This is a genomic window from Streptomyces iconiensis (assembly GCF_028657195.3).
GTDB lineage: Bacteria > Actinomycetota > Actinomycetes > Streptomycetales > Streptomycetaceae > Streptomyces > Streptomyces iconiensis.
Genome location: NZ_JANCPR020000006.1, coordinates 142,748 through 164,914 on the forward strand (window position 1 = coordinate 142,748; position 22,167 = coordinate 164,914).

The window sequence follows — 22,167 nt, forward strand, 5'->3', positions numbered from 1 at the left end:
GCCCTCCGGTTTCCTCCGCGGCAGCGCTGAGGCATCCGGCAGAACCCGGGCACATGCCCCTGTACGCCCTCTACGACCGTTTGTCCCGGGCGAGCTTTGGCCTTGCCCTGGCACACTGACCCCATGACCACGCTCAAATCCCGGCTGCAGGGCGACCTCACCGCAGCGATCAAGGACCGCGACGAGCTGCGTTCCGCCACCCTCCGGATGACCCTTTCCGCCATCACGAACGAGGAGGTCGCGGGCACCAGCGCGCGCGAACTCTCCGACGACGAGGTGCAGAAGGTGATCACCCGCGAGGCGAAGAAGCGCAGGGAGGCGGCTCAGGCGTTCGCGGACGGCGGCCGTGCGGAGCAGGCGGAGCGGGAGCGGGCCGAGGGCGAGGTGCTCGCGGACTATCTGCCGCGGCAGCTCACCGACGAGGAACTGGACGTGCTCGTCTCCGAAGCCGTAGCCGAGGCGAGGGCCTCGGGCGCCGAGGGCCCGCGTGCGATGGGTGCCGTCATGAAGATCGTCAATCCGAAGGTCGCCGGCCGCGCAGAGGGTGGCCGGGTGGCCGCCGCTGTCAAGCAGCACCTCGCGGGCTGATCGGCCGGCCTGTAACGGGCCCGCCCGCACGCAGAGCGCAAGTAGTACACAGGTAAGGGGCGCCCTCCCAGAGAGGGCGCCCCATACCTGTGCTCACTCGGCCCACAAGGCCACCGGCCCTCCGAGCGCCGGATGCCGGACCTGCGGGCGACAGACCCCACCGGGTGCCGCGCCGACGTCGCCAGCCATCAGGCTTCGCCAGGCATCAGGTTTTGCAGCCCAGGCGCCGGATTCACCAGGCGCCGGGGACCCACCGACCCGTCCCCGGACTCACCAGCCCCCACAGCCCCACCGGCTTACGGCCGGCATGGCCCACCCGCTGACGGCCGACGCGGCCCAACCGGTCTACGGCTCAACCGGCCTACGGCCACTCGCCGTTGCCGCCCGGGTCCCAGCCCCCGTCGGCGCCGCCGGTGTCCCAGCCTCCTGGGCCGCCGCCGTTGCCGCCGTTGCCGTTACCACCGGGCCAGCCGCCGTTGCCGCCGTTGTCGCCGCCGCCGTTGTCGCCGCCTCCGATGATGTCCGGCGGCACGTCCACGTCCGGCGGGGGGTTGTCCGGTTTGTGGTCGTCGGCGTCATGCTTCGGCGGCTTCGGCTTCTTTTTCTTCTTCTTCTTGTCGTCGTCCTTGATGGGCACGTGGTGGAACTTCGGCGCCTGCTTGTCCGCGAGCGCTCCGGCCATCGCGTCGCGCCAGATGGGCCCCGGCACCTCGCCACCGAAGACCTTGTCGTAGGGCACGCCGCCGATGGTGATGTTGGTCATCTGCGTGCGGTGTGCGGGGTCGCCGACCCAGACGGCACCGGACAGGTTCGGGGTGTAGCCGACGAACCAGGCGGCGTAGCGCTGGTCGGTCGTACCCGTCTTGCCCGCGCTGTCCCGGCCGCTGAGCCCCGCCTTCTTACCGGTGCCGTCCTCGACCACGCCGCGCAGCAGAGTGTTGACCGTGTCGGCGGTCTTCGTCTTCATGGCGCGTTCGCACTGGGTCTTCGGCACCTTCAGACGCTTGCCCTGCGGGTCGGTGATCGACTCGATGGCTACGGATGTGCAGTGAACGCCCCGGTTGGCGAACGTCGCGTAGCCCTCGGCCATCGTCAGCGGCGACATCTCCTGCGTACCGAGGCTGATCGAGGGCACCTGGTCGATCTTCTTGCCGTCGGCCCGCTCGATGCCCATCTTCTTGGACATGTCGGTGACAGGGCAGATCCCGACCTGGCTGATCAGCGAGACGAAGTAGGTGTTGACCGACTTGGCGGTCGCTTCCTTCATCCGGTACGGGCCGACCTCGCCGCGGTTCTCGTTCTCCACCGGAGCCTTGCCGCTCCAGTTCCCCTTGCAGGTCGTCACGGGCGAGGGGTACTGCATGCGGTACGGCGAGGGATAGGACTGGTACGGACTGGTGCCGCGGTCGAGCGCCGCGGCTGCGATCACGGGCTTGAAGGTAGAACCGGGCTGATACCCGGCGCCGCCGCCCATGTCCTGGTCGACGGACAGGTTGATCTCCGTCTCGTTCTTCCCGAACCCGTACGGGCGCGACTGGCCCATGCCGCGGATCTTGCCGGTGCCGGGCTCGACGATGGAGACGGCCGTCGCGACCTTGTCGGACTTGTTCACATGCTGCTCGACCGAGTGCTTGACCGAGTCCTGCGCCTTCGGGTCGAGGGTGGTCTTGATCGTCAGACCGCCCTGGTTCCAGCGCTTGGCGCGTGCCTTGGAGGTCTTGCCGAAAGTCGGGTCCGAGAGGAAGACCTCGCGCACGTAGTTGCAGAAGAAGCCGGCACCCTTGTCCGCGGTGATGCAGCCGTTCTTGGGCTTGCTGACCGAGAGTTTGATCGGCTTCTTCTTGGCGGCCTCGGCCTGGGAGCGCGAGATGTCACCCTGCACGGCCATCCTGGCGAGCACGGCATTGCGACGCTTCTTGGCTTCCTGCGGGTCATTGACCGGGTCGTACCTGCTGGGGGACTGGACGATCCCGGCGAGCAGCGCGGACTCCTCAAGGGTCAGCTCCTTGGCCGACTTGGAGAAGTAGCGCTGCGCGGCGGCCTCGACGCCGTATGCCTGCTGGCCGAAGAAGGTGATGTTGAGGTAGTTCTCCAGGATCCGCTTCTTGCCCAGTTCCTCCTCGACCTGGATCGCGAACTTCAGTTCCTTGATCTTCCGGCCGATGGTCTGCTGGGTGGCGAGGGCGACCTTCTCGGGGTCGTTGCCCGCCTCCTCGACAAAGACGTTCTTCACGTACTGCTGCGTCAGTGTGGACGCGCCCTGGGACACCTCGCCGGACTGTGCGTTCCTGTTGACCGCGCGCAGGACACCCTTGAGGTCGACAGCGCCGTGCTTGTAGAAGCGCGCGTCCTCGATGGCGACGATCGCCTTGCGCATGTAGGGCGAGATGTTCTTGAGGTCGACGACCGTACGGTCGCGCGAATAGACCTTGGCGATCTCCCCGCCCTGCGAGTCCAGGATGGTGGTCCGCTGGCTGAGCGGCGGTCGCTTCAGGTTCACGGGGAGCTCGTCGAAGCCCTCGACCGTGCCCTTCGCCGCCAGTCCGAGAGTTCCGACGGCCGGCAGGGCGAGCCCCGCCATCACCGCTCCCGCCAGCACACTGACGCCGAGGAACCTGGCGACCTGCTGGGGGCCGGTCAGCCCTCCGCCCGCGCGCTTCTTAGCCATGGGGAAGAGCCTACGACGAGTGCAGCCCGGGAATCCCGTGGGGAAGCGACGCAAACGCCGGACAGCGGCCGGAGGGGTCACCTAAGCTGTGATCGGTTCTCGTTCCCACACCTGTCACTTCGACGGTCTTCCGTCACAGTCCTTACCGTTACCTTCCGTGTCACTCCAGTGAGTGATGAGAACTGCCGGGAATTCCGTCATATGCCAGGAGAAATCCATGTGGCATCTGCCCGGCGCTGTCCGACAGCCGCTCCCCGGCCGTCGGTATCCGGTGCGACCCTTCTGAACTGCCCGAATGTAGCCGGAACGTCGCGCTTGTCGTTCGCTCACTCCGTTGGGTGATCTGCCGCATACGCATAGTCCGTTCGGGCCATTCAAGATTGGGCCCGAAGGGGGTGTTGCGCCATGTCCCGCTTCCGTAACGTCCTCAACTGGCAACGGTGAATATGCCGTTCGCCGCCGTGGGGGAGCCTCGATTCGGGAGAGGACGGCACCGGCTATGGGCTGGGTTACAGACTGGAGTGCGCAGGCAGCATGCCGCACTACGGATCCGGACGAACTATTCGTGCAGGGAGCGGCACAGAATCGCGCCAAGGCAGTGTGCACCGGGTGCCCGGTGCGCACAGAGTGCCTGGCCGACGCCCTCGACAACCGTGTGGAGTTCGGTGTCTGGGGCGGAATGACCGAGCGCGAGCGGAGGGCGCTGCTGCGCCGCCGGCCGACGGTCACTTCCTGGCGCCGACTTCTGGAGACGGCGCGATCGGAGTACGAGCGCGACACGGGCGGAGTGCTGCCCGAGGACATCGAGAGCGAGCGGGACTACGCCGCCGTGGGGTAGGCGTGCAGCCGTCCACCACAGGCAGGCCCCGCGCGCGGCACCACAACTGAACAGGCTGCAAAGGGAGTTGAGCGCGCCAGTAGAACGCGGTCAAGGTGCTTGTGAGTACCTCACTTGTGAGGCCCTCATCGGTTGGGCTGGCGGGTGGTCAGTTCGCAAGCAGCTTCCCCGGAAGCAGCCGGGTTTCGCAGTAAGAGCAGAAAAAGCAGCAAGAAGAGCACCACAGAAGTTGAGCAGAGCCGAGGCGACAGAGGCTTCTCACGTGCAGGGGCTTCTCGGACGGGCTCCCCACGAGGCAGGTGGAAGCCCTCACGACATCACGTACGGCACGAGGCACACCGAGGCACAACGAAGCGACGAGGCATTCCGGCCGACCAACTAGTCGGCGGAGTAGGGCTGTTGCGCCAGCCGCTCAGCAATGGTGCGCAGGCCCGTCAGGTCGTGTACGTCCCCCGGTAGTGCGGCCACTTCGGTCACGGGCACCTCAGGGTGCAGGGCCGTGAAGCGGTCGCGCGTGCGCCGTTCGCGGGCGAGCAGGCGCATCCGTTCGGCGTGCAGGCGCAGCAGCCCAGCGGCCAACTGGCCTGCCTCGTCCTCCGGTTCGGCGGTGGGGGCGCCTGGCTGCTCCTGGCTGGGGGTGTCAGTCTGCTGCGCGGCTTCTTCGCTCTCCTTGGCCGCGCCGTTCCCCGAGGGCATGCTGGGTGTCTTCGCGGTGGTGCTGGGCGTCTTCGCCGTACAGGCGGTGGTGTCTTCTGCGTGGGGTGTACGGGATGCTCGTGCGGTGGTGACGGACCCGGCGGTGCCGGGGCTCTCGGCGACGGGGGAGCCGTCCTCGGGGTCCTCAGGACCCGCCGACAGGGCTTCGTGCCCGTCACCATTCCCACGGCTGCGATCCACAATGCCGCCGTCCTCAAGATTTTCCGCGGCGGCGAGCGCCCGTTCGGCGCTCAGCCGCGCCGCTTCGCTGCCGTGCATCCTGTTGAGCACGAGCCCGGCCAGAGGCATCCGGTCGGCGGCCAGGCGCTCCACGAAGTACGCCGCCTCGCGCAGCGCGTCCCGCTCCGGCGCCGCGACCACGAGAAACGCCGTGCCCGGCGCCTGGAGCAGCCGGTACGTCGCGTCCGCACGCGTACGGAAGCCACCGAACATGGTGTCCATCGCGGCGACGAACGTCTGCATGTCGCGCAGCAGCCCGGCGCCCAGGAGCTTGTTGAGAGCCCCCGTGAACATCGACAGGCCCGCCATGCCGAGGTTCACGAACTTCATGCCCGCCCGGCCGCCGACCCGCGCCGGCGCCATCATCAATTTGATGAACTTGCCGTCCAGGAAAGACCCCAGGCGCTTGGGCGCGTCCAGGAAGTCCAGTGCCGAGCGCGAGGGCGGGGTGTCCACGACGATCAGGTCCCACTCGTCGTCCGACCTGAGCTGCCCCAGCTTCTCCATCGCCATGTACTCCTGCGTCCCCGCGAAACCGGCCGACAGCGACTGGTAGAAGGGGTTGTCCAGGATCGCCTTGGCGCGGTCGGGCTCCGCGTGCGCCTCGACGATTTCGTCGAACGTACGCTTCATGTCGAGCATCATGGCGTGCAGTTCACCGCCCGCCGAGGTGTCGACCCCGGGGACCTCGCGCGGGGTGTTGTCCAGCTCGGACAGGCCCATCGACTGCGCCAGGCGCCGGGCGGGGTCGATGGTCAGTACGACGGTCCTGCGTCCCCGCTCGGCCGCGCGTACGCCCAGTGCCGCCGCCGTCGTCGTCTTGCCGACACCGCCCGAGCCGCAGCAGACGATGATGCGGGTCTGCGGATCGTCCAGCAGCGGGTCGATGGCCAGTGGCTCGATGGCCAACGGGCCGCCGTCCCCTGCCTCGTTCGGCGTGGCTATCGCCTCGTCAGGTGCCCCCATCGAAGCCTCCTCTTCCCCCGGTCTCACGCGCGCTCACTCTCCGCTGCCTTCGTGGCGGCCTGCGCCCGCCCGGCGTGTGTCTGTCCGGCGTGCGCTGCCCCGGTGTGCAGCTGCCCGCGCAGCTCGGTGGCGAGGCGGTAGAGCCCCGCCAGCTCAACACCCTCGCTGAGCAGGCCGAGTTCATGCACCGGCAGGTCCTGGCCGTGCAGTTCCCCGCGCAGTCCCCGCTCCAGCCTGACGCGTTCTGCGTGCTCCCTGCCCTGTTCGAGCAGCGGTGCGACCAGCCGTTCGGCGTGCCCGCCCCGGCGCGCGCCCCCGAGACCGGCGCGGGCGAAGGCACGCGCGATATCGCCCGTACGCTCCCCGGCCGTGAGCAGATGCTCGGCGCCGAGGAGCGGGGGACGCACCATGTTCACCACCACGGAGCCGGTGGGCAGCCCGGCAGCGCGCAGTTCGTCGATGCCGTCGACGGTCTCCTGTACGGGCATCTCCTCCAGCAGCGTCACAAGGTGGACCGCCGTCTCGGGGGACTTCAGGACGCGCATCACGGCCTGTGCCTGGTTGTGCACGGGCCCGACCTTCGCGAGCCCGGCGACCTCCTCGTTCACGCCGAGGAAGCGCGCGATGCGGCCCGTGGGCGGCGCGTCCATCACCACGGCGTCGTAGACGGGGCGCTGCCGCTTGTCCCTGCGGCGCACCGCCTCGCACGCCTTGCCGGTCAGGAGCACGTCGCGCAGCCCGGGCGCGATGGTCGTGGCGAAGTCGATGGCGCCGAGCCGCTTCAGCGCACGACCCGCGCTGCCCAGCTTGTAGAACATCTGGAGATAGTCGAGCAGCGCGCGCTCGGCGTCGATGGCCAGCGCGAACACCTCGCCGCCGCCGTGCGAGACAGCGATCTTGCGCTCCTCGTACGGCAGCGATTCCGTCTCGAAGAGCTGCGCGATGCCCTGTCTGCCCTCGACCTCGACGAGCAGTGTGCGCTGTCCTCCGTCCGCCAGCGCGAGCGCGAGTGCGGCGGCGACCGTCGTCTTGCCGGTCCCGCCCTTGCCGGTCACTACGTGGAGCCTGCTCACGGCTGGGAGCCTAACCAGCCCGGGGCGCACATACGCGCGGGGCTCCGTGCGAACCCTTGGTCCGGGCGGTGCGGACCGGGCCGACCGCCGCTCTCCGGGAGGGCGTGGGCAGCCGTTAGGGTCGTCACCATGACGAAGTGGGAATACTCAACCGTGCCGCTCCTCGTGCACGCGACCAAGCAGATCCTCGACACCTGGGGCGAGGACGGCTGGGAGCTGGTCCAGGTCGTGCCGGGTCCGAACAACCCCGAGCAGCTCGTCGCCTACCTCAAGCGGGAGAAGGAGGCGTGAGTGCCGTAGAGGACAAGCTCGCGCAGCTCGGGCTGACCCTGCCGAAGACGGCCACCCCGGCCGGTGCCTATGTGCCCGCCGTACGGTCCGGCAACTACGTGTACACCGCGGGCCAGCTCCCCCTCGTGGAGGGCACCCTTCCGCTCACCGGAAAGGTCGGCGGCGAGGTCACGCCCGAGGAGGCCAAGGAGCTGGCGCGCACGGCCGCCCTGAACGCGCTCGCCGCCGTGAAGTCCGTCGCGGGCGACCTCGACCGGGTGGCGCGCGTCGTCAAGGTCACCGGATTCGTCGCCTCCGCACCGGACTTCACCGGGCAGCCGGGTGTCATCAACGGTGCGAGCGAGCTGCTCGGCGAGGTACTGGGTGACAAGGGCGTGCACGCGCGCAGCGCCGTGGGTGTTGCCGTGCTGCCGCTCGACGCACCGGTCGAAATCGAGATCCAGGTCGAACTGGCGGACTGACCGGCCCCGCTCACGGGCCCCGCGAGCTGCCGCCGGTCCGCCGCCTCTCGAACATCGAGGCGGCGGGCCGTAGCATCCGCCCATGTCGTCCACCCAGAACGGCCAGTGGTACCCACCGGAGTGGCCGGAGCGTATCCGTGCCCTGGCAGCCGGCGAACTGACGCCGGTGGCCCCGCGCAGGGCCGCCACGGTCATGCTCCTGCGGGACACTCCGCGCGGCCCCGCCGTCCACATGCTGCGCCGCCGCGCCTCCATGGCCTTCGCCGGGGGCGCGTACGCGTATCCGGGCGGCTCCGTCGACCCGCGCGACAGCCGTGCCGTCGACTGCGCAGGCCCAACGGGAGCCGAGTGGGCGCGGCGCTTCGGCACGGACGAGGACACCGCGCGCTCCCTTGTGTGTGCCGCCGTACGCGAAACCTTCGAGGAGTCGGGCGTCCTCCTGGCAGGGCCCGACGAGCGGACAGTCGTGGCCGACACCACGGGTGAGGACTGGGAGACCGACAGAGCGGCACTAGTGGCGCACGATCTGTCCTTCGCCGACTTCCTCGACTACAGGGGTCTCGTTCTGCGCGGAGATCTCCTTGGCGCGTGGGCCCGCTGGATCACCCCTGAGTTCGAACAGCGCCGCTACGACACATGGTTCTTCGTCGCCGCGCTGCCCGAGGGACAGCGCACCCGTAACGCCTCCACCGAGGCCGACCGCACCGTCTGGGTCAGGCCGGAAGAGGCCGCCTCCGGGTACGACAGCGGCGAACTGCTGATGATGCCGCCCACCATCGCCACCCTGCGCCAGCTGGCCCCGCACGCGACGGCAGCCGACGCGCTCGCAGCGGCCGGGGCCCGCGACCTCACACCGGTCATCGCACGGGCCCGCCTGGAGGGCGGGGAGATCGTGCTGAGCTGGCCGGGACACGACGAGTTCACCAAGAGGATCGGTACGGCATGACGAACGCCGCAGCACTCCCCGGACAGCCGCGCGGCGGCGCCATCGAAGGACAGGCCAGTACGCGCGCGCACTGTGTGCTCGCGCCCAACCCGTCACCCATGACGCTCGACGGCACCAACACCTGGATCGTCGCCGAGCCGGGTTCCGGCCTCGCCGTGGTCATCGACCCGGGGCCGCTGGACGAGTCCCACCTGCGCAGGGTCGTCACCATGGTCGAGGAGGCCGGCAGGCGCGTCGCGCTCACCCTGCTCACCCATGGGCACCCGGACCACGCCGAGGGCGCCGCGCGCTTCGCCGAGCTGACCCGTACGCCCGTACGCGCACTCGACCCGGCGCTCCGTCTGGGAGACGAGGGGCTGGGCGCCGGGGACGTGGTCACTACTGGTGGCCTGGAACTTCGTGTGGTCCCCACACCGGGGCACACAGCCGACTCGCTCTCCTTCCACCTCCCCGCCGACGCGGCCGTGCTCACGGGCGACACGGTGCTGGGACGGGGCACCACGGTCGTCGCGCACCCGGACGGCAGGCTCGGGGACTACCTCGACTCCCTGCGCCGTCTGCGCTCGCTGAGCGTGGACGACGGCGTCAGCCGCATCCTGCCCGGCCACGGGCCCGTCCTGAACGACGCGCAAGGGGCCATCGACTTCTACCTGGCGCACCGGGCCAACCGGCTCGCACAGGTCGAGTCCGCCGTCGAGGCGGGGTACCTCAGCGCTCCCGAGGTTGTCGCGCACGTCTACGCGGACGTCGATCGCACCCTGTGGCCGGCCGCGGAACTGTCCGTGCGCGCGCAACTCGACTACTTGGGAGAGCACGGCCTGATCTAGTCCGGCACGCCCCTACATGTAAGGGGCACCCTCCTGGAGAGAGCGCCCCTTACACATAGGGATCCGGAAGGTCAGCGGGAGCGCTTCGCCAGTCGCTCGATGTCCAGCAGGATGACCGCGCGGGCCTCCAGCCGGAGCCAGCCGCGGCCGGCGAAGTCGGCGAGCGCCTTGTTCACGGTCTCGCGGGAGGCGCCGACCAGCTGGGCCAGCTCTTCCTGCGTGAGGTCGTGGACCACGTGGATGCCCTCTTCCGACTGCACGCCGAAGCGGCGGGACAGGTCGAGGAGCTGCTTGGCCACGCGTCCTGGCACATCGGAGAAGACCAGGTCCGACATGGAGTCGTTGGTCCGCCGCAGACGCCGTGCGATGGCGCGCAGCAGCGCGGTCGCGACCTCGGGCCGGGCGTTCAGCCAGGGCTGGAGGTCGCCGTGGCCCAGGCCGAGCAGCTTGACCTCGGTCAGAGCGGAGGCGGTCGCCGTACGCGGGCCCGGGTCGAACAGGGACAGCTCGCCGATCAGCTCTCCCGGACCCAGCACCGCGAGCATGTTCTCGCGGCCGTCCGGAGAGGTGCGGTGCAGCTTTACCTTGCCCTCCGTGACCACATAGAGACGGTCTCCCGGTTCGCCCTCGTGGAAGAGGGCCTCACCGCGAGCGAGCGTCGTCTCCGTCATGGAGGCACGCAGCTCAGCGGCCTGCTCCTCATCGAGCGCCGCGAAGAGCGGGGCGCGCCGCAGAACGTCGTCCACGAGTTCTCTCCTTGTCGACCTGCCCATGGGATCCGTGGATCCCATGATGCCGGACGGTGAAACAGTGCGATCAGTCACAGCAATCAGTCACAAGTTTGACGTACGCATGCCGGGGCTCCCAACGCAGGGGCCGGTTGGGGTGCGAATCAGCTGCGTGCGGCGCGAATGTCGGTGGGCCCCCTTAGTCTGGCCGAGTGTCCGATGCCCCGTGAAGCGCACGGGCCAGGAAGGGGCTGGGCGGGTGATGGCTACGGAGGATTCTGCTGTGAGCGAACGCGAGGAGGCCAGGCGAGCGAAGACGGCAAAGAAGTCCACCGCCGCGAAGAAGACCACGGCGAGGGAGGGCTCCGCAAAGAAGACACCAGCGGCGCAGCCTCCCGCGAAGAAGGCGGCGCCCAAGAAGGCGACCGCAGCGAAGGTGCCGGCGACGAAGCCGACCGCCAAGAAGGCAGCAGCAAAAAAGACCCCGGCCAAGAAGGCGACCGCCAAGAAGGCCCCGGCGAAAAAGGGCACCGCCGGTACGAAGCCCGAGTCCCAGGCGTCCAAGGCGTCCCGCGCTGAGCGGATCAACAGCGAGCTGGCGGAGGTGTACTACTACGCGCACCCCGAGCTGGACTTCGAGAACTCCTTCGAGCTGCTCGTCGCCACCGTCCTGTCCGCGCAGACCACCGACCTGAGGGTCAACCAGACGACGCCCGCGCTCTTCGCCGCGTACCCCACACCCGAGGACATGGCCGCCGCGAACCCGGAGGAGCTGGAGGAGCTGATCCGCCCCACCGGTTTCTTCCGCGCGAAGGCGAAGTCCCTCCTGGGCCTGTCCGCCGCGCTGCGCGACTCCTTCGGCGGCGAGGTCCCCGGGACGGTCGACGAGCTGGTGACGCTTCCCGGCGTAGGCCGTAAGACGGCGTTCGTGGTGCTCGGCAACGCATTCGGTGTTCCAGGGCTGACCGTCGACACGCACTTCGGCCGCCTGGTGCGCCGCTGGAAGCTCACCGAGCAGACCGACGCGGTCAAGGTCGAGAAGGAGATCGACGCGCTGCTGCCGAAGAGCGAGTGGACGATGTTCTCGCACCGCACGATCTTCCACGGCCGCCGCATCTGCCACTCGCGCAGGCCAGCCTGCGGCGCCTGCCCGATCGCCGAGCTGTGCCCGTCGTACGGCGAGGGCGAGACCGACCCGGAGAAGGCGAAGAAGCTGCTCAAGTACGAGATGGGCGGTCAGCCGGGACAGCGTCTGAAGCCGCCGGCCGACTATCCGGGCCAGCCGGCGCCGCCGCTGCCCTCCCGCGACCCGGCCGCCACCGGGGCCGCCCAATGACGAACGCCCGTTCCCGGCACGGAGAGTCCCCCACCCCCGTCGAGGTCAGCGACCGCGACCTGCCGGGCTGGCTGGCGCCCGTACGCGACGCCGCCAGGACCGTCGAGCCCGGCCAGCTCAGCCGCTTTCTGCCGCCCGAGGACGGCGGAGGGCGCCCTTCCGCTGTCCTCGTCCTCTTCGGCGAGGGGCGGCAAGGCCCCGAGCTGCTGCTGATGGAGCGCGCCTCCAGCCTCCGTTCCCACGCTGGCCAGCCGTCGTTCCCCGGCGGGGCTCTCGATCCGGGTGACGGTGACCCGCAGGGCGAGGGCAGGCTGCGTGCCGCGCTGCGTGAGGCCGAGGAGGAGACAGGGCTCGATCCCTCGGGCGTGCAGCTGTTCGGGGTCCTGCCGAGCCTGTACATCCCCGTGAGCGGTTTCGTGGTCACGCCGGTGCTCGGCTGGTGGCGGCGGCCCACCCCCGTGGAGCCCGTGGATCCGGCCGAGACGGCGCGGGTGTTCACCGTGCCGGTGACCGACCTCACCGATCCGGCCAACCGTGCGATGGCGGTGCATCCCGCGGGCCACGCGGGCCCGGCGTTCCTCGTCGGCTCGGCACTGGTCTGGGGGTTCACCGCGGGTGTGATCGACCGGATTCTGCACTACGCGGGCTGGGAGCGGCCCTGGGACCGCGACCGCCGGGTCTCACTCGACTGGCACACGTGAGACGGTGTCTCTCCGGTTCTCCGTCCCGCGCGCCCTGCCGTCCGGTCCCGCGCGACGGCTGGGACGGAAGCGGCGTTGGAGTGTCAAGGTGAGTCCGAGGCGAGGCTGATTCGGTGAACGTGCTGGACGTACTGCTGGTTCTCGCAGCCGTATGGTTCGCAATCGTCGGCTACCGGCAGGGGTTCGTCGTCGGCATCCTCTCGGTGATCGGCTTCCTCGCCGGCGGCCTGGTGGCGCTGCTCGTCCTGCCGTTGCTCTGGGACGAGGTCACAGACGGCAGCAGGCCCGGCACCTTCGGAGTGGTGGCGGCCGTGGTCGTCGTGATCGTCTGCGCCTCCGTGGGACAGGCGTTCACCACGCATCTGGGCAACAAGCTGCGCCGGCACATCACTTGGTCCCCCGCACGCGCCCTGGACGCCACGGGCGGGGCGCTGGTCAACGTGCTCGCGATGCTCGTCGTCGCCTGGCTGATCGGCTCCGCGCTCGCCGGTACGTCCCTGCCGACGCTGGGCAAGGAAGTACGGGGCTCCAAGGTCCTGCTTGGGGTCTCCCAGGTGATGCCCCAGCAGGCGGACACGATGTTCGCCGACTTCTCCTCCGTACTCGCCAAGAACGGCTATCCGCAGGTCTTCTCGCCGTTCTCCAACGAGCCCATCCACGAGGTGGCGCCCCCCGATCCCGAACTCGCGAGCAGCCCGGTCGCCCAGCGTGCCAAGCGCAGCATCGTGAAGGTCGTGGGCACCGCGCAGAGTTGCGACAAGGTGCTGGAGGGGACCGGCTTCGTCTTCTCCGGCGACAGGGTGATGACCAACGCGCACGTCGTGGGCGGGGTCAGCGAGCCCACCGTGCAGATCGGCGGCGAGGGCAGGCGCCACGAAGCGCGGGTCGTCCTCTACGACTGGAAGCGCGACATCGCTGTCCTGCGTGTCCCCGGTCTGAACGCGCCCTCGCTGCGCTTCGACAGCAGGGACGCGGCCGGCGGCGACGACGCGATCGTGGCCGGTTTCCCGGAGAACGGCGCCTACGACGTCCGCTCGGCGCGCGTGCGCGGCCGTATCCAGGCCAATGGCCCGGACATCTACCACCGGGGCACCGTCAGCCGCGATGTGTACTCGCTGTACGCGAACATCCGGCAGGGCAACTCGGGCGGACCGCTGCTCACCCGCGACGGCCGCGTCTACGGCGTGATCTTCGCCAAGTCGCTCGACAACGAGAAGACCGGTTACGCGCTGACCGCCGACGAACTGCGCGAGGACATCAAGAAGGGCCGTACGGCCATGCGTCAGGCCGACAGCGAAGGCTGCGCGATGTAGGTCAGCGCGTCCCGCGCCCCGTCACGGCTGTGGCGCCGATTCGCCACGTGCGGTACCGCGCCTGGGCGCGTTGCCGGGCCCAGGCGTTGCCGCCTGAGTGTGAGGGGTGCGGGTGTGCGGAGGGGCGCGGGGGCGCCGTCAGGTCCGCGTATGCCGCAGCCGTGCGCCGACCCACCGCGCGCGACGGCGCAGGATGCGGGGAATGCCCAGATCGGGATGTGGAGGCCGCAACCGGGGTGCGAGGCGCGGTGAAGCAAGCGCCTGCGGGTCCCTCATATGGCTGCGATTACGTGCCACGTCACGGAAGTCGTGCGTCCAGCCCATACCCCGGTCCCTGCCCCTGGCTCAAGGTCAGTAATCGCCCGCGGGGCCCTCAATCAGCCTATGCGGCGGGCACATGTTGGGTGGCGCCGCGTAGTTGCCGCAGGCCGGCTCAGCGATCGGGTTCAGGGTCGCTCAGCCAGTGCACCAGCTCCGTCGTGAAGGCGGCGGGGTCCTCCTCGTGCGGCCAGTGGCCCAGACCGTCGAACAGCCGCCAGCGGTACGGGGCTTCGACGTACTCCCCTGAACCCGCGGCGCTGCGCGTCCGCAGTACCGGATCGAGCGAGCCGTGCAAGTGGAGCGTGGGCACGCGCACGGGCCGCTTCATGCGCCGATAGAACTGCACACCGTCGGGGCGTGCCATCGAGCGCACCATCCACCGGTACGGCTCGATCGAGCAGTGGGCCGTTGACGGAATGCACATCGCGCGCTGGTAGTTGGCGACCGCGGTGTCCTCCGACGGCCCGGCGAGCTTCGGACCTGCCCAGTCCCTGATCAGCCGCCCCACCAACGCGCCCCCGTCGGCGACGAGCTGACGCTCCGGCACCCAGGGGCGCTGAAAGCCCAGGATGTACGAGCCCGCTGCCGTCTGCCGTACGTCACCGAGCATCGCGGCCCGCCAGCGCCTGGGATGCGGCATCGATGCCACGGCGAGCCGCCGGATCAGCTTGGGCCGCATCACCGCTGCGGTCCACGCCAGGTAGCCGCCCAGGTCGTGCCCGACCAGTGCGGCGTCCGGCTCTCCGAGAGAGCGAATGACGCCGGTGACGTCGAGCGCGAGGTTGGCGGGGTCGTAACCGCGCGGTGTGCGGTCGCTGCCGCCCACCCCGCGCAGGTCCATGGCGACCGCGCGGTAGCCCGCCTCGGCGAGCGCGGGCAGTTGGTGGCGCCAGGTCCACCAGTACTGCGGAAAGCCGTGCAGCAGCAGCACAAGCGGACCCTCACCCATTTCGGTGATGTGGAACCGCGCACCGTTGGCGGCCACGTCCCGGTGGGTCCAGGGACCTTCTGCCCTGATCACTGCCGCGGGGCTTTCTGCGAGCGTCATACGGACGAGCGTGTCACACCCTCAAGCTCGCGGCTTTCCTTCCCACCGTCCTGACCCGCACGGGGGTGCGGCTTCACGCTCGACAGGACGGCGGCGGTCTCCTTGGCCGAGGCGATCGACTTGGAGGCGCCCTTGCTCTTGGAGACCTTCTTGAACTTCAGGGCGGCCACCGCGAGCAGGAGCAGCGCGAGCACGATGTAGGCGCCGCCCACGATCAGGAACGACCAGGCGAGGCCGAGGCCCAGATTGTGGATTCCGTAGGCCGCCGCGAAGCTCAGGACCGGAAGCGCGAAGAGGAGGAACACTCCGGCCACGACGGCGGCGCCGCTGCCCATGACGCCGCGTTTCACGTCCTGTCGCAGCTCGGCCTTGGCCAGTGCGATCTCGTCGTGCACCAGCGCGGACATCTCCGCGGTCGCCGCCGCGACCAACTGTCCTAGGCTGCGGCCGTCGTCGGCTGCGCTCATCGCTCTGTCTCCCTTGAGTTGTGTGGGTTCCCTGGGACTTCCCCTGGCTGTGTAGCTGTGTAGCCGTATTACCGGTCAGTCAGGGTCAGATCATGCCGGACCATCGTCCGTCACGTCTGCGCCCCCGGCCACTTCGGCGAGCCTGCGGTGCTCGGCGGCCTTGGCCTCGTGCAGGGCGGCCATACGCAGGTGGTACTCCGGCTTGTCCTGTTCGTAGACGTCCGGGATGCCGTCGCCGTCCTCGTCCCGGTCCTCTTCGTCCAGCAGCGAACGGTACTTCCGCGCACGTACCTTGAGCACCACGCCGGCCAGGACGGCGGCCATCAGGGAGCCGATCAGCACGGCTGCCTTCGCCTCGTCCGCGAGCCCCGCGTCGCCGGAGAAGGCGAGTTCGCTGATGAGCAGGGAGACCGTGAAGCCGATTCCGGAGAGCGCGGCGATGGCCAGGACGTCGGCCCAGCCGAGTTCCTTGTTCAGCTCCGCCTTGGTGAAGCGGGCCGCCAGCCAGGCGCCTCCGAAGACGCCCACGGTCTTGCCGACCAGCAGACCGAACACGACACCGAGCGTCTCCGGCTTGGTGAAGACATCGGTCAGTGCGCCTCCGGAGATCGCCACCCCGGCGGCGAACAGCGCGAAGAGCGGTACGGCCAGCCCGGCCGACAGCGGCCTGACGGCGTGTTCGATGTGCTCGGCGGGCGAGGTGGTCTCACCCGGTTTGAGCGTGCAGCGCAGCATCAGGCCCATCGCGACGCCGGCGACGGTGGCGTGCACACCACTGGCGTGCATCAGGCCCCAGATGACGAGGGCGAGCGGCACGTAGACGTACCAGCCGCGTACGCCCTTGTGGTGCAGGAACCAGAAGACGGCGAGACCGAGCACGGCGGCGCCGAGCGCCGCGAAGCTGATGCCGGCGGAGTAGAAGATCGCGATGATGACGATCGCGCCGAGGTCGTCCACGACGGCGAGTGTGAGCAGGAAGGCCCGCAGCGAGGAGGGGAGTCCGGTGCCGAGCACGGCCAGCACACCCAGGGCGAAGGCGATGTCCGTGGCCATCGGAATGGCCCAGCCGTTCATGTCCCCGCCGCCGCTCATGGTGAAGCCGACGTAGACGAGCGCGGGCACGACCATGCCGCACAGCGCCGAGACGATCGGGAGCGCCGCCGCCTTGGCGTCGCGCAGCTCGCCCGCGACCAGTTCGCGCTTCAGCTCGATTCCGGCGACGAAGAAGAAGACGGTCAGCAGCCCGTCCTTGGCCCAGTCCGCGACGGAGAGGTTCAGGTGGAGCGCTTCTGGCCCGAAGTGGAAGTTCTTGACGTCCTCGTAGAAGCCGCTGGCCCCGGTGTTGGCCAGGAGCAGGGCGAGGACGGCGGCGGCGAGCAATAGCACACCGCCGACGGTCTCGGTACGCAGGGCTTCTGCGAGGAACGTACGTTCCCCCAGCGGCAGCCGTCCGAGGAAGACGGAACGCCGTCCCTTGTCGTGAGGCGGTGGGTTCATGGGCGTGACCTCCGGTAGCGCTGCTGACAGGACACACCTGTGGTGTGTGCCGACCAGACTTCCCGGCTCGCCCCAGTTTTCTTGCCCCGTTCTTTACGCGGCCCTGCCACCCTAACGAACGCGCGCGAGGGGCACCCGGTCGAGCCGGGCGCCCCTCGCGCGCGTACGCGTGTGTGACGCGTGTTCCGTGTGTGCGGTGGTGGTGTGTGTCTCAGTCCTCGCTGGAGGCGCTGGGCAGCTTCTCCTGGATGAGGTCCATCACGGAGGCGTCGGTGAGGGTCTGTGTGTCACCCAGCGTCCGGTTCTCCGCCACGTCCCGCAGGAGGCGGCGCATGATCTTGCCCGAGCGGGTCTTGGGCAGCTCGGCGACCGGCAGGATGCGCCTCGGCTTGGCGATCGGGCCCAGCTGCTTGGACACGTGGCTGCGCAGCTCCTCGACCAGGCCCTCGCTGTCGCTGGCGGTACCGCGCAGGATGACAAAGGCGCAGATGGCCTGCGTCGTCTGCGGGTCCGTCGCCCCGACGACGGCCGCCTCGGCGATCTTCGGGTGCGAGACGAGCGCCGACTCGACCTCCGTCGTGGAGATGTTGTGCCCCGAGACGAGCATCACATCGTCCACCCGGCCGAGCAGCCAGATGTCACCGTCGTCGTCTCTCTTGGCACCGTCGCCCGCGAAGTACTTGCCCTCGAAGCGCGACCAGTAGGTGTCCAGGAAACGCTGGTCGTCGCCCCAGATGGTGCGCAGCATCGAGGGCCACGGCTCGGTGAGCACGAGGTAGCCGCCCCCGCCGTCGGGAACCTCGTTCGCGTCGTCGTCCACGACCGTCGCGGAGACACCGGGCAGCGGGACCTGCGCCGAGCCCGGCTTCGCGGCCGTGACACCGGGCAGAGGGCTGATCATCATGCCGCCCGTCTCGGTCTGCCACCAGGTGTCCAGCACGGGCGTACGGTCGCCGCCGATGTGGTGGCGGTACCAGACCCATGCCTCCGGGTTGATCGGCTCACCGACCGAACCGAGGATGCGCAGCGAGGACAGGTCGAACTTCGCCGGGATCTCGTCGCCCCACTTCATGCAGGCACGGATCGCGGTGGGCGCGGTGTAGAGGAGGCTGACGCCGTACTTCTGCACGATCTCCCACCAGCGGCCCTTGTGGGGGGAGTCGGGCGTGCCCTCGTAGAGCACCTCCGTCGCGCCGTTGGCGAGCGGTCCGTAGACGATGTACGAGTGCCCGGTCACCCAGCCGACGTCGGCGGTGCACCAGTAGACATCGCTTTCCGGCTTGAGGTCGAAGACGGCGTGGTGCGTGTACGCGATCTGGGTGAGGTAGCCACCCGTGGTGTGCAGGATGCCCTTCGGCTTCCCCGTGGTGCCCGAGGTGTAGAGGATGAACAGCGGGTGCTCGGCGTCGAAGTCCTGCGGCGTGTGCTGCTCGGACTGGCGGCCGACGACCTCGTGCCACCACAGGTCGCGCCCCTCGGTCCAGTCGATGTCGTCCTGCCCGGTGCGCTTCACCACCAGGACGTTGCGCACATTCTCGGTCCCGGGCTTGGTCAGCGCCTCGTCGACGGCGGGCTTGAGCGCGGAGGCCGCGCCCTTGCGGTACCCGCCGTCGGCCGTGATGATCACCCGCGCGTCCGCGTCCTCGATACGGGTCGCGAGCGCGTCGGCCGAGAAGCCGCCGAAGACGACCGAGTGCGGTGCGCCGATCCGGGCGCAGGCCAGCATGGCCACGACCGTCTCGGAGATCATCGGAAGGTAGATGGCTACCCGGTCACCGGCCTGGACGCCCAGCTCGATGAGAGCGTTGGCGGCCTGCGAGACCTCGCGCTGGAGGTCGGCGTAGGTGAGCGTCCGGGTGTCTCCGGGCTCGCCCTCGAAGTAGAGGGCGACCCGGTCACCGTTGCCCGCCTCGACGTGGCGGTCCACACAGTTGTAGGCGACGTTGAGCTTGCCGTCCTTGAACCACTTGGCGAACGGCGGGTTCGACCAGTCGAGCGTCTCGGTCGGTTCGGTGCCCCAGCTCAGGCGGCGTGCCTGCTCGGCCCAGAAACCCAGCCGGTCAGCCTTCGCCCGGTCGTACGCGTCCGCCTTCACGTTGGCGTTCGCGGCCAGTTCGGCGGGCGGGGCGAACTTCCGCTCTTCGCGTAGAAGATTGGCCAGGCTTTCGTTGCTCACGACATCTCCCATTCCCAGGGTGTGCGCTGTGTCCCGGGCCATAGCTCATCAGCCGCCCCACCTCTGTGACAAGGGCCGACGACGAAAATGGTGTAGACCTGTCGCCGGTCCTGCTTTCCTGCCCACTCTCCCTCATCCCTCCCCCCTCTCTTGTTCCGCCCCGCCTCGGACCGCAGGTGTCTCGGGGCGTACGGCGGCGAACACAGGACGACCCACGTCCGTGCCGTTCAGATCGAGCACGTAGGTCTGGGCCTCCCCGACGTGGAAGTACATCCCGTGCAGCTCAAGAGCACCCTCCCGCACCCTGCGGGCCACACATTCATGCGCCGACAGGTGCTCCAACTGCTGCACCACATTGGCCAGACAGAGCGCCTCGACCTCGTCCGCCGTCTCCCGGTCGGCGATGCCCGCGCCGTCCGGCGCGGCGAGCCTCTCCAGGCTCGGGCGGCCGTGCCGCAGCCAACGGCCCAGAGGTGAGTCGCTGTCCGGGTCGGCACCCTGGCTGTGCAGCGCCTGCATCGCGCCGCATCCGGAGTGGCCGCACACGGTCACCGACCCGACCTTGAGCACGTCAACCGCGTACTCGATCGCGGCGGCCACCGACTCGTCGCCCGTCTCCTCGCCCGGCAGCGGCACCAGATTCCCGACGTTGCGCACCGTGAAGAGATCGCCGGGGCCGCTGGAGGTGATCATGCTGGTGACCAGCCGTGAGTCCGCGCACGTCAGGAAGAGCTGCGAGGGCCGCTGACCCTCCTTCGCCAGCCGCGCCAACTCGTCCCGTACGAGTGGGGCCGTCGTGCGCTGGAAGTTGCGTACGCCGCCCAGCAGTTGCCGGCGCCGGGGAGTGTGCTGCGTGTGCTCGTCGTGCGGCCGGGTGCACTGGTGGTTGCGCCAGGGCGTCCACGGCTTGCATGTGTGCGAGCCCGGCGGCTCCGCGATGTGCTGCCCCGCGCGCCCCGTCACTTCCACGCTGCCGCCCTGCGCCGTGTGCGCCACGCGCCAGTCGTCCAACGCCTCGTACGCCGCATGGTCCATAAACGATCCGTCCAACTCCACCACTGCCTTGGCTCCCTCCGGAACCCGTGCCAGCGCCCGGCTCAGCCGCGGCACCGCCAGGAACGTCAACTGCCCCCGCACCAGCACCCGATAGACACCGACCGACCCGTCCGCCCGGCCCCCGGCCTCCCCCTCGTACTCCTTGTCCTCGTACTCCTCCCTCTCGTACTCCTCGTCGGCCGCCTGGACACCGGCCTCCTCGCCCGCTCGGGCTCCGCCTACCGCACCGCTCTTCCCGCCGGCCCCGGCTTCTCCGTCCGCCCCGTCCGGCTCCTGCGTCCCGACCGGCCCGCCTTCTCCGACGGCCTTTTGGCGGACCATCCCGTCGCCGGCCGTGCCGTCGCTGACCGACACCGCGCTGTGCGCCTTCTCGCTGACCGTCCTCTCGGTGCGCGGTTCCTCGCTGTGCGTCTGCTCGACGGAGATCCGGGTGCGCGCCAGCCGGTGCAGCGCGAGCACCACCCCTACGGCGATCCCGATCCCGACGCCCTCCAGCACGCCGATGAACACCACGGCCACCGTCGTCACGCCGAACACCAGGGCCTCCCGGTGCCGGGTGACACTCCGGATGTGCGTGAGGTTCACCATCTGCACGCCGACGACCATCACCAGCGACGCCAGTGCCGCCAGCGGAATCTGTTCCAGCGGCCCGACCAGAAGCGCGGCGGCCAGCAGTACCCATACGCCCTGTAGCAGCGCGGAGTTACGGCTCACGGCTCCCGCGGCGATGTTCGCCGAGCTGCGTACGGCCACGCCGGTGACCGGCAGCCCGCCGAGCCCTCCTGAGACGACGTTCGCCACGCCGTGCCCTCGTAGCTCCTTGTCCAGGTCGCTCCTCGGCACCCTCTCCTCGCCCCGCCGCGCGGCCGTCAGCTTGTCCGCCGCGACCGCGGAGAGCAGCGCCTGCACGCTGGCGACCATCGTGAGCATCAGCACCGCCGTGGCCATCCCGAGAACGGGGCCCTCCGGCATCTGGGGCAGTGCGTGCGTATGCCAGGAGGGCAGGTCGACGCGGGGCAGCCGCATGTCGGCGATCGTCGCAGCGATGGTCGCCAGCCCCACGGCCGCCAGCGCCGGCGGCACCTTGCCCGTGTACCGCCCGATGGCTCCTCCGTGCTCCTTGAGCCACGGCCAGGCCAGCAGGACGACCACGGTGAGCATGCTGATGGACAGCGCGGCAGGGTGCACCTCCACCAACTGCCGCGGCAGTTCCAGCGCGTTGGTGAGGGGCGAACTCGCGGGGCTCCCGCCGAGCATGACGTGGAGCTGGGCGAGCGAGATGGTGACGCCGATCCCGGTCAGCATTCCGTGCACGATCGCGGGGCTGACCGCGAGCGCCGAGCGTGCGATCCGCAGACATCCCAGCGCGATCTGTGCCAGCCCTGCCATCACGGTGATGGCACATGTGGTGCGCCAGCCATACGTCTGGATCAACTCGGCCGTGATGACGGTGAGTCCGGCGGCCGGCCCCGTCACCTGGAGCGGTGCGCCACCCAGCCACCCGCACACCAGGCCACCCACGGCGCCCGCGATCAGGCCGGCCTGAAGCGGCGCCCCTGCGGCCAGCGCGATACCGAGCGAGAGCGGCAGGGCGATCAGGAAGACGGCGATCGAGGCGGAGAAGTCGGCACCCCAGCGTCTGCGCGACCAAGGGCCGCCCGGCTTGGGGTCATCGTCTGCGTTCGGTCGGTGTGCGGAGGCATGGCCCTTGGAGCGGTCGGCATCGCCGCTACGCAGAGGGGTGCAGGCGGACATCGTGTCTCCTTCGGTGGATGGCACGGTGCGTGACCGTCTGGGTACTCCCAAGCATCGGTAAATGGAGCGTAATAACGAGTAAAGGCATGGAGAAGCGTGAGGTGGCCGTATGGGCCCCTTACTTCCGCCCATCGAGTGAACGACACGACAAAGCCGCTTGTCCTATTTGTCTGCT

At 69.5% G+C, this 22,167-nt stretch carries 19 protein-coding genes; 9 read left to right on the forward strand and 10 right to left on the reverse strand.

Features of this window, described 5'->3' with window-relative positions; genetic code table 11:
* The first annotated feature begins 123 nt into the window (after positions 1-123).
* A complete protein-coding gene (locus NMN56_RS07905; RefSeq protein WP_274044412.1) occupies positions 124-588 on the forward strand; it encodes a GatB/YqeY domain-containing protein in 465 nt (154 codons plus the stop codon).
* A 361-nt stretch (positions 589-949) separates the two neighbouring features.
* On the opposite strand, the gene NMN56_RS07910 is transcribed toward NMN56_RS07905, so the two are convergent.
* Positions 950-3,256, reverse strand: coding sequence for a transglycosylase domain-containing protein (locus NMN56_RS07910; protein ID WP_274044411.1), 2,307 nt, complete (start codon positions 3,254-3,256; stop codon positions 950-952).
* A 499-nt stretch (positions 3,257-3,755) separates the two neighbouring features.
* On the opposite strand from NMN56_RS07910, the gene NMN56_RS07915 reads away from it, so the two are divergent.
* Positions 3,756-4,094, forward strand: a complete 339-nt coding sequence (locus NMN56_RS07915; RefSeq protein ID WP_274044410.1) for a WhiB family transcriptional regulator — start codon at positions 3,756-3,758, stop codon at positions 4,092-4,094.
* A gap of 378 nt (positions 4,095-4,472) precedes the next feature.
* Here NMN56_RS07915 and bagB read toward each other — a convergent pair whose 3' ends face one another.
* Together bagB and bagA are read right to left on the reverse strand one after the other, a co-directional pair.
* On the reverse strand, positions 4,473-5,996 hold the full coding sequence (gene bagB, locus NMN56_RS07920; protein ID WP_274044409.1) for an ATPase BagB: 1,524 nt from the start codon (positions 5,994-5,996) through the stop codon (positions 4,473-4,475).
* 23 nt (positions 5,997-6,019) lie between these two features.
* Positions 6,020-7,069, reverse strand: a complete 1,050-nt coding sequence (bagA, locus tag NMN56_RS07925; RefSeq protein WP_274044408.1) for an ATPase BagA — start codon at positions 7,067-7,069, stop codon at positions 6,020-6,022.
* 129 nt (positions 7,070-7,198) lie between these two features.
* On the opposite strand from bagA, the gene sp36 reads away from it, so the two are divergent.
* The 4 genes from sp36 to NMN56_RS07945 all read left to right on the forward strand — a co-directional run bounded on the left by sp36 (position 7,199) and on the right by NMN56_RS07945 (position 9,594).
* Positions 7,199-7,360 carry a Sp36 family protein gene (gene sp36 / locus NMN56_RS07930; protein WP_274044407.1) on the forward strand — a complete coding sequence of 54 codons (162 nt, stop codon included), beginning with the start codon at positions 7,199-7,201 and terminating at the stop codon, positions 7,358-7,360.
* The gene (locus NMN56_RS07935; protein WP_274044406.1) at positions 7,357-7,821 is read left to right on the forward strand and encodes a RidA family protein; all 465 of its coding nucleotides are present in this window, start codon (positions 7,357-7,359) and stop codon (positions 7,819-7,821) included. The genes sp36 and NMN56_RS07935 overlap by 4 nt, the downstream gene beginning before the upstream one ends.
* Before the next feature lie 82 nt (positions 7,822-7,903).
* Positions 7,904-8,767 carry an NUDIX hydrolase gene (locus NMN56_RS07940; protein ID WP_274044405.1) on the forward strand — a complete coding sequence of 288 codons (864 nt, stop codon included), beginning with the start codon at positions 7,904-7,906 and terminating at the stop codon, positions 8,765-8,767.
* The gene (locus NMN56_RS07945) at positions 8,764-9,594 is read left to right on the forward strand and encodes an MBL fold metallo-hydrolase (RefSeq protein ID WP_274044404.1); all 831 of its coding nucleotides are present in this window, start codon (positions 8,764-8,766) and stop codon (positions 9,592-9,594) included. The genes NMN56_RS07940 and NMN56_RS07945 overlap by 4 nt, the downstream gene beginning before the upstream one ends.
* 71 nt (positions 9,595-9,665) lie before the next feature.
* Here NMN56_RS07945 and NMN56_RS07950 read toward each other — a convergent pair whose 3' ends face one another.
* Complete coding sequence (locus NMN56_RS07950; protein WP_274044403.1) at positions 9,666-10,340, reverse strand: Crp/Fnr family transcriptional regulator; 675 nt, start codon at positions 10,338-10,340, stop codon at positions 9,666-9,668.
* Between the two features lie 244 nt (positions 10,341-10,584).
* Here NMN56_RS07950 and nth point away from each other — a divergent pair, with 244 nt between their 5' ends.
* The 3 genes from nth to NMN56_RS07965 all read left to right on the forward strand — a co-directional run bounded on the left by nth (position 10,585) and on the right by NMN56_RS07965 (position 13,672).
* Positions 10,585-11,658 carry an endonuclease III gene (gene nth, locus NMN56_RS07955; RefSeq protein ID WP_274044402.1) on the forward strand — a complete coding sequence of 358 codons (1,074 nt, stop codon included), beginning with the start codon at positions 10,585-10,587 and terminating at the stop codon, positions 11,656-11,658.
* The gene (locus tag NMN56_RS07960) at positions 11,655-12,359 is read left to right on the forward strand and encodes an NUDIX hydrolase (RefSeq protein ID WP_274044401.1); all 705 of its coding nucleotides are present in this window, start codon (positions 11,655-11,657) and stop codon (positions 12,357-12,359) included. Before nth ends, NMN56_RS07960 begins: the two co-directional genes overlap by 4 nt.
* Before the next feature lie 113 nt (positions 12,360-12,472).
* On the forward strand, positions 12,473-13,672 hold the full coding sequence (locus NMN56_RS07965) for a MarP family serine protease (protein WP_274044400.1): 1,200 nt from the start codon (positions 12,473-12,475) through the stop codon (positions 13,670-13,672).
* A 138-nt stretch (positions 13,673-13,810) separates the two neighbouring features.
* Here the strand turns inward: NMN56_RS07965 and NMN56_RS07970 are convergent, their stop codons facing one another.
* From NMN56_RS07970 to NMN56_RS07995, 6 genes are all read right to left on the reverse strand, one after another.
* Positions 13,811-13,996 (reverse strand): hypothetical protein, encoded by a 186-nt coding sequence (locus NMN56_RS07970; RefSeq protein WP_274044399.1) that lies wholly within the window; start codon positions 13,994-13,996, stop codon positions 13,811-13,813.
* Positions 13,997-14,105: 109 nt separating this feature from the next.
* The gene (locus NMN56_RS07975) at positions 14,106-15,041 is read right to left on the reverse strand and encodes an alpha/beta fold hydrolase (protein ID WP_274044398.1); all 936 of its coding nucleotides are present in this window, start codon (positions 15,039-15,041) and stop codon (positions 14,106-14,108) included.
* Complete coding sequence (locus NMN56_RS07980) at positions 15,038-15,508, reverse strand: phage holin family protein (RefSeq protein WP_274044397.1); 471 nt, start codon at positions 15,506-15,508, stop codon at positions 15,038-15,040. The genes NMN56_RS07975 and NMN56_RS07980 overlap by 4 nt, the downstream gene beginning before the upstream one ends.
* A 90-nt stretch (positions 15,509-15,598) precedes the next feature.
* Positions 15,599-17,005, reverse strand: coding sequence for a Na+/H+ antiporter NhaA (gene nhaA / locus NMN56_RS07985; RefSeq protein WP_274044396.1), 1,407 nt, complete (start codon positions 17,003-17,005; stop codon positions 15,599-15,601).
* Positions 17,006-17,216: 211 nt separating this feature from the next.
* Complete coding sequence (acs, locus tag NMN56_RS07990) at positions 17,217-19,181, reverse strand: acetate--CoA ligase (protein ID WP_274044395.1); 1,965 nt, start codon at positions 19,179-19,181, stop codon at positions 17,217-17,219.
* A gap of 132 nt (positions 19,182-19,313) precedes the next feature.
* Positions 19,314-21,992 (reverse strand): bifunctional SulP family inorganic anion transporter/carbonic anhydrase, encoded by a 2,679-nt coding sequence (locus NMN56_RS07995; protein ID WP_274044394.1) that lies wholly within the window; start codon positions 21,990-21,992, stop codon positions 19,314-19,316.
* Positions 21,993-22,167: the final 175 nt, after the last annotated feature.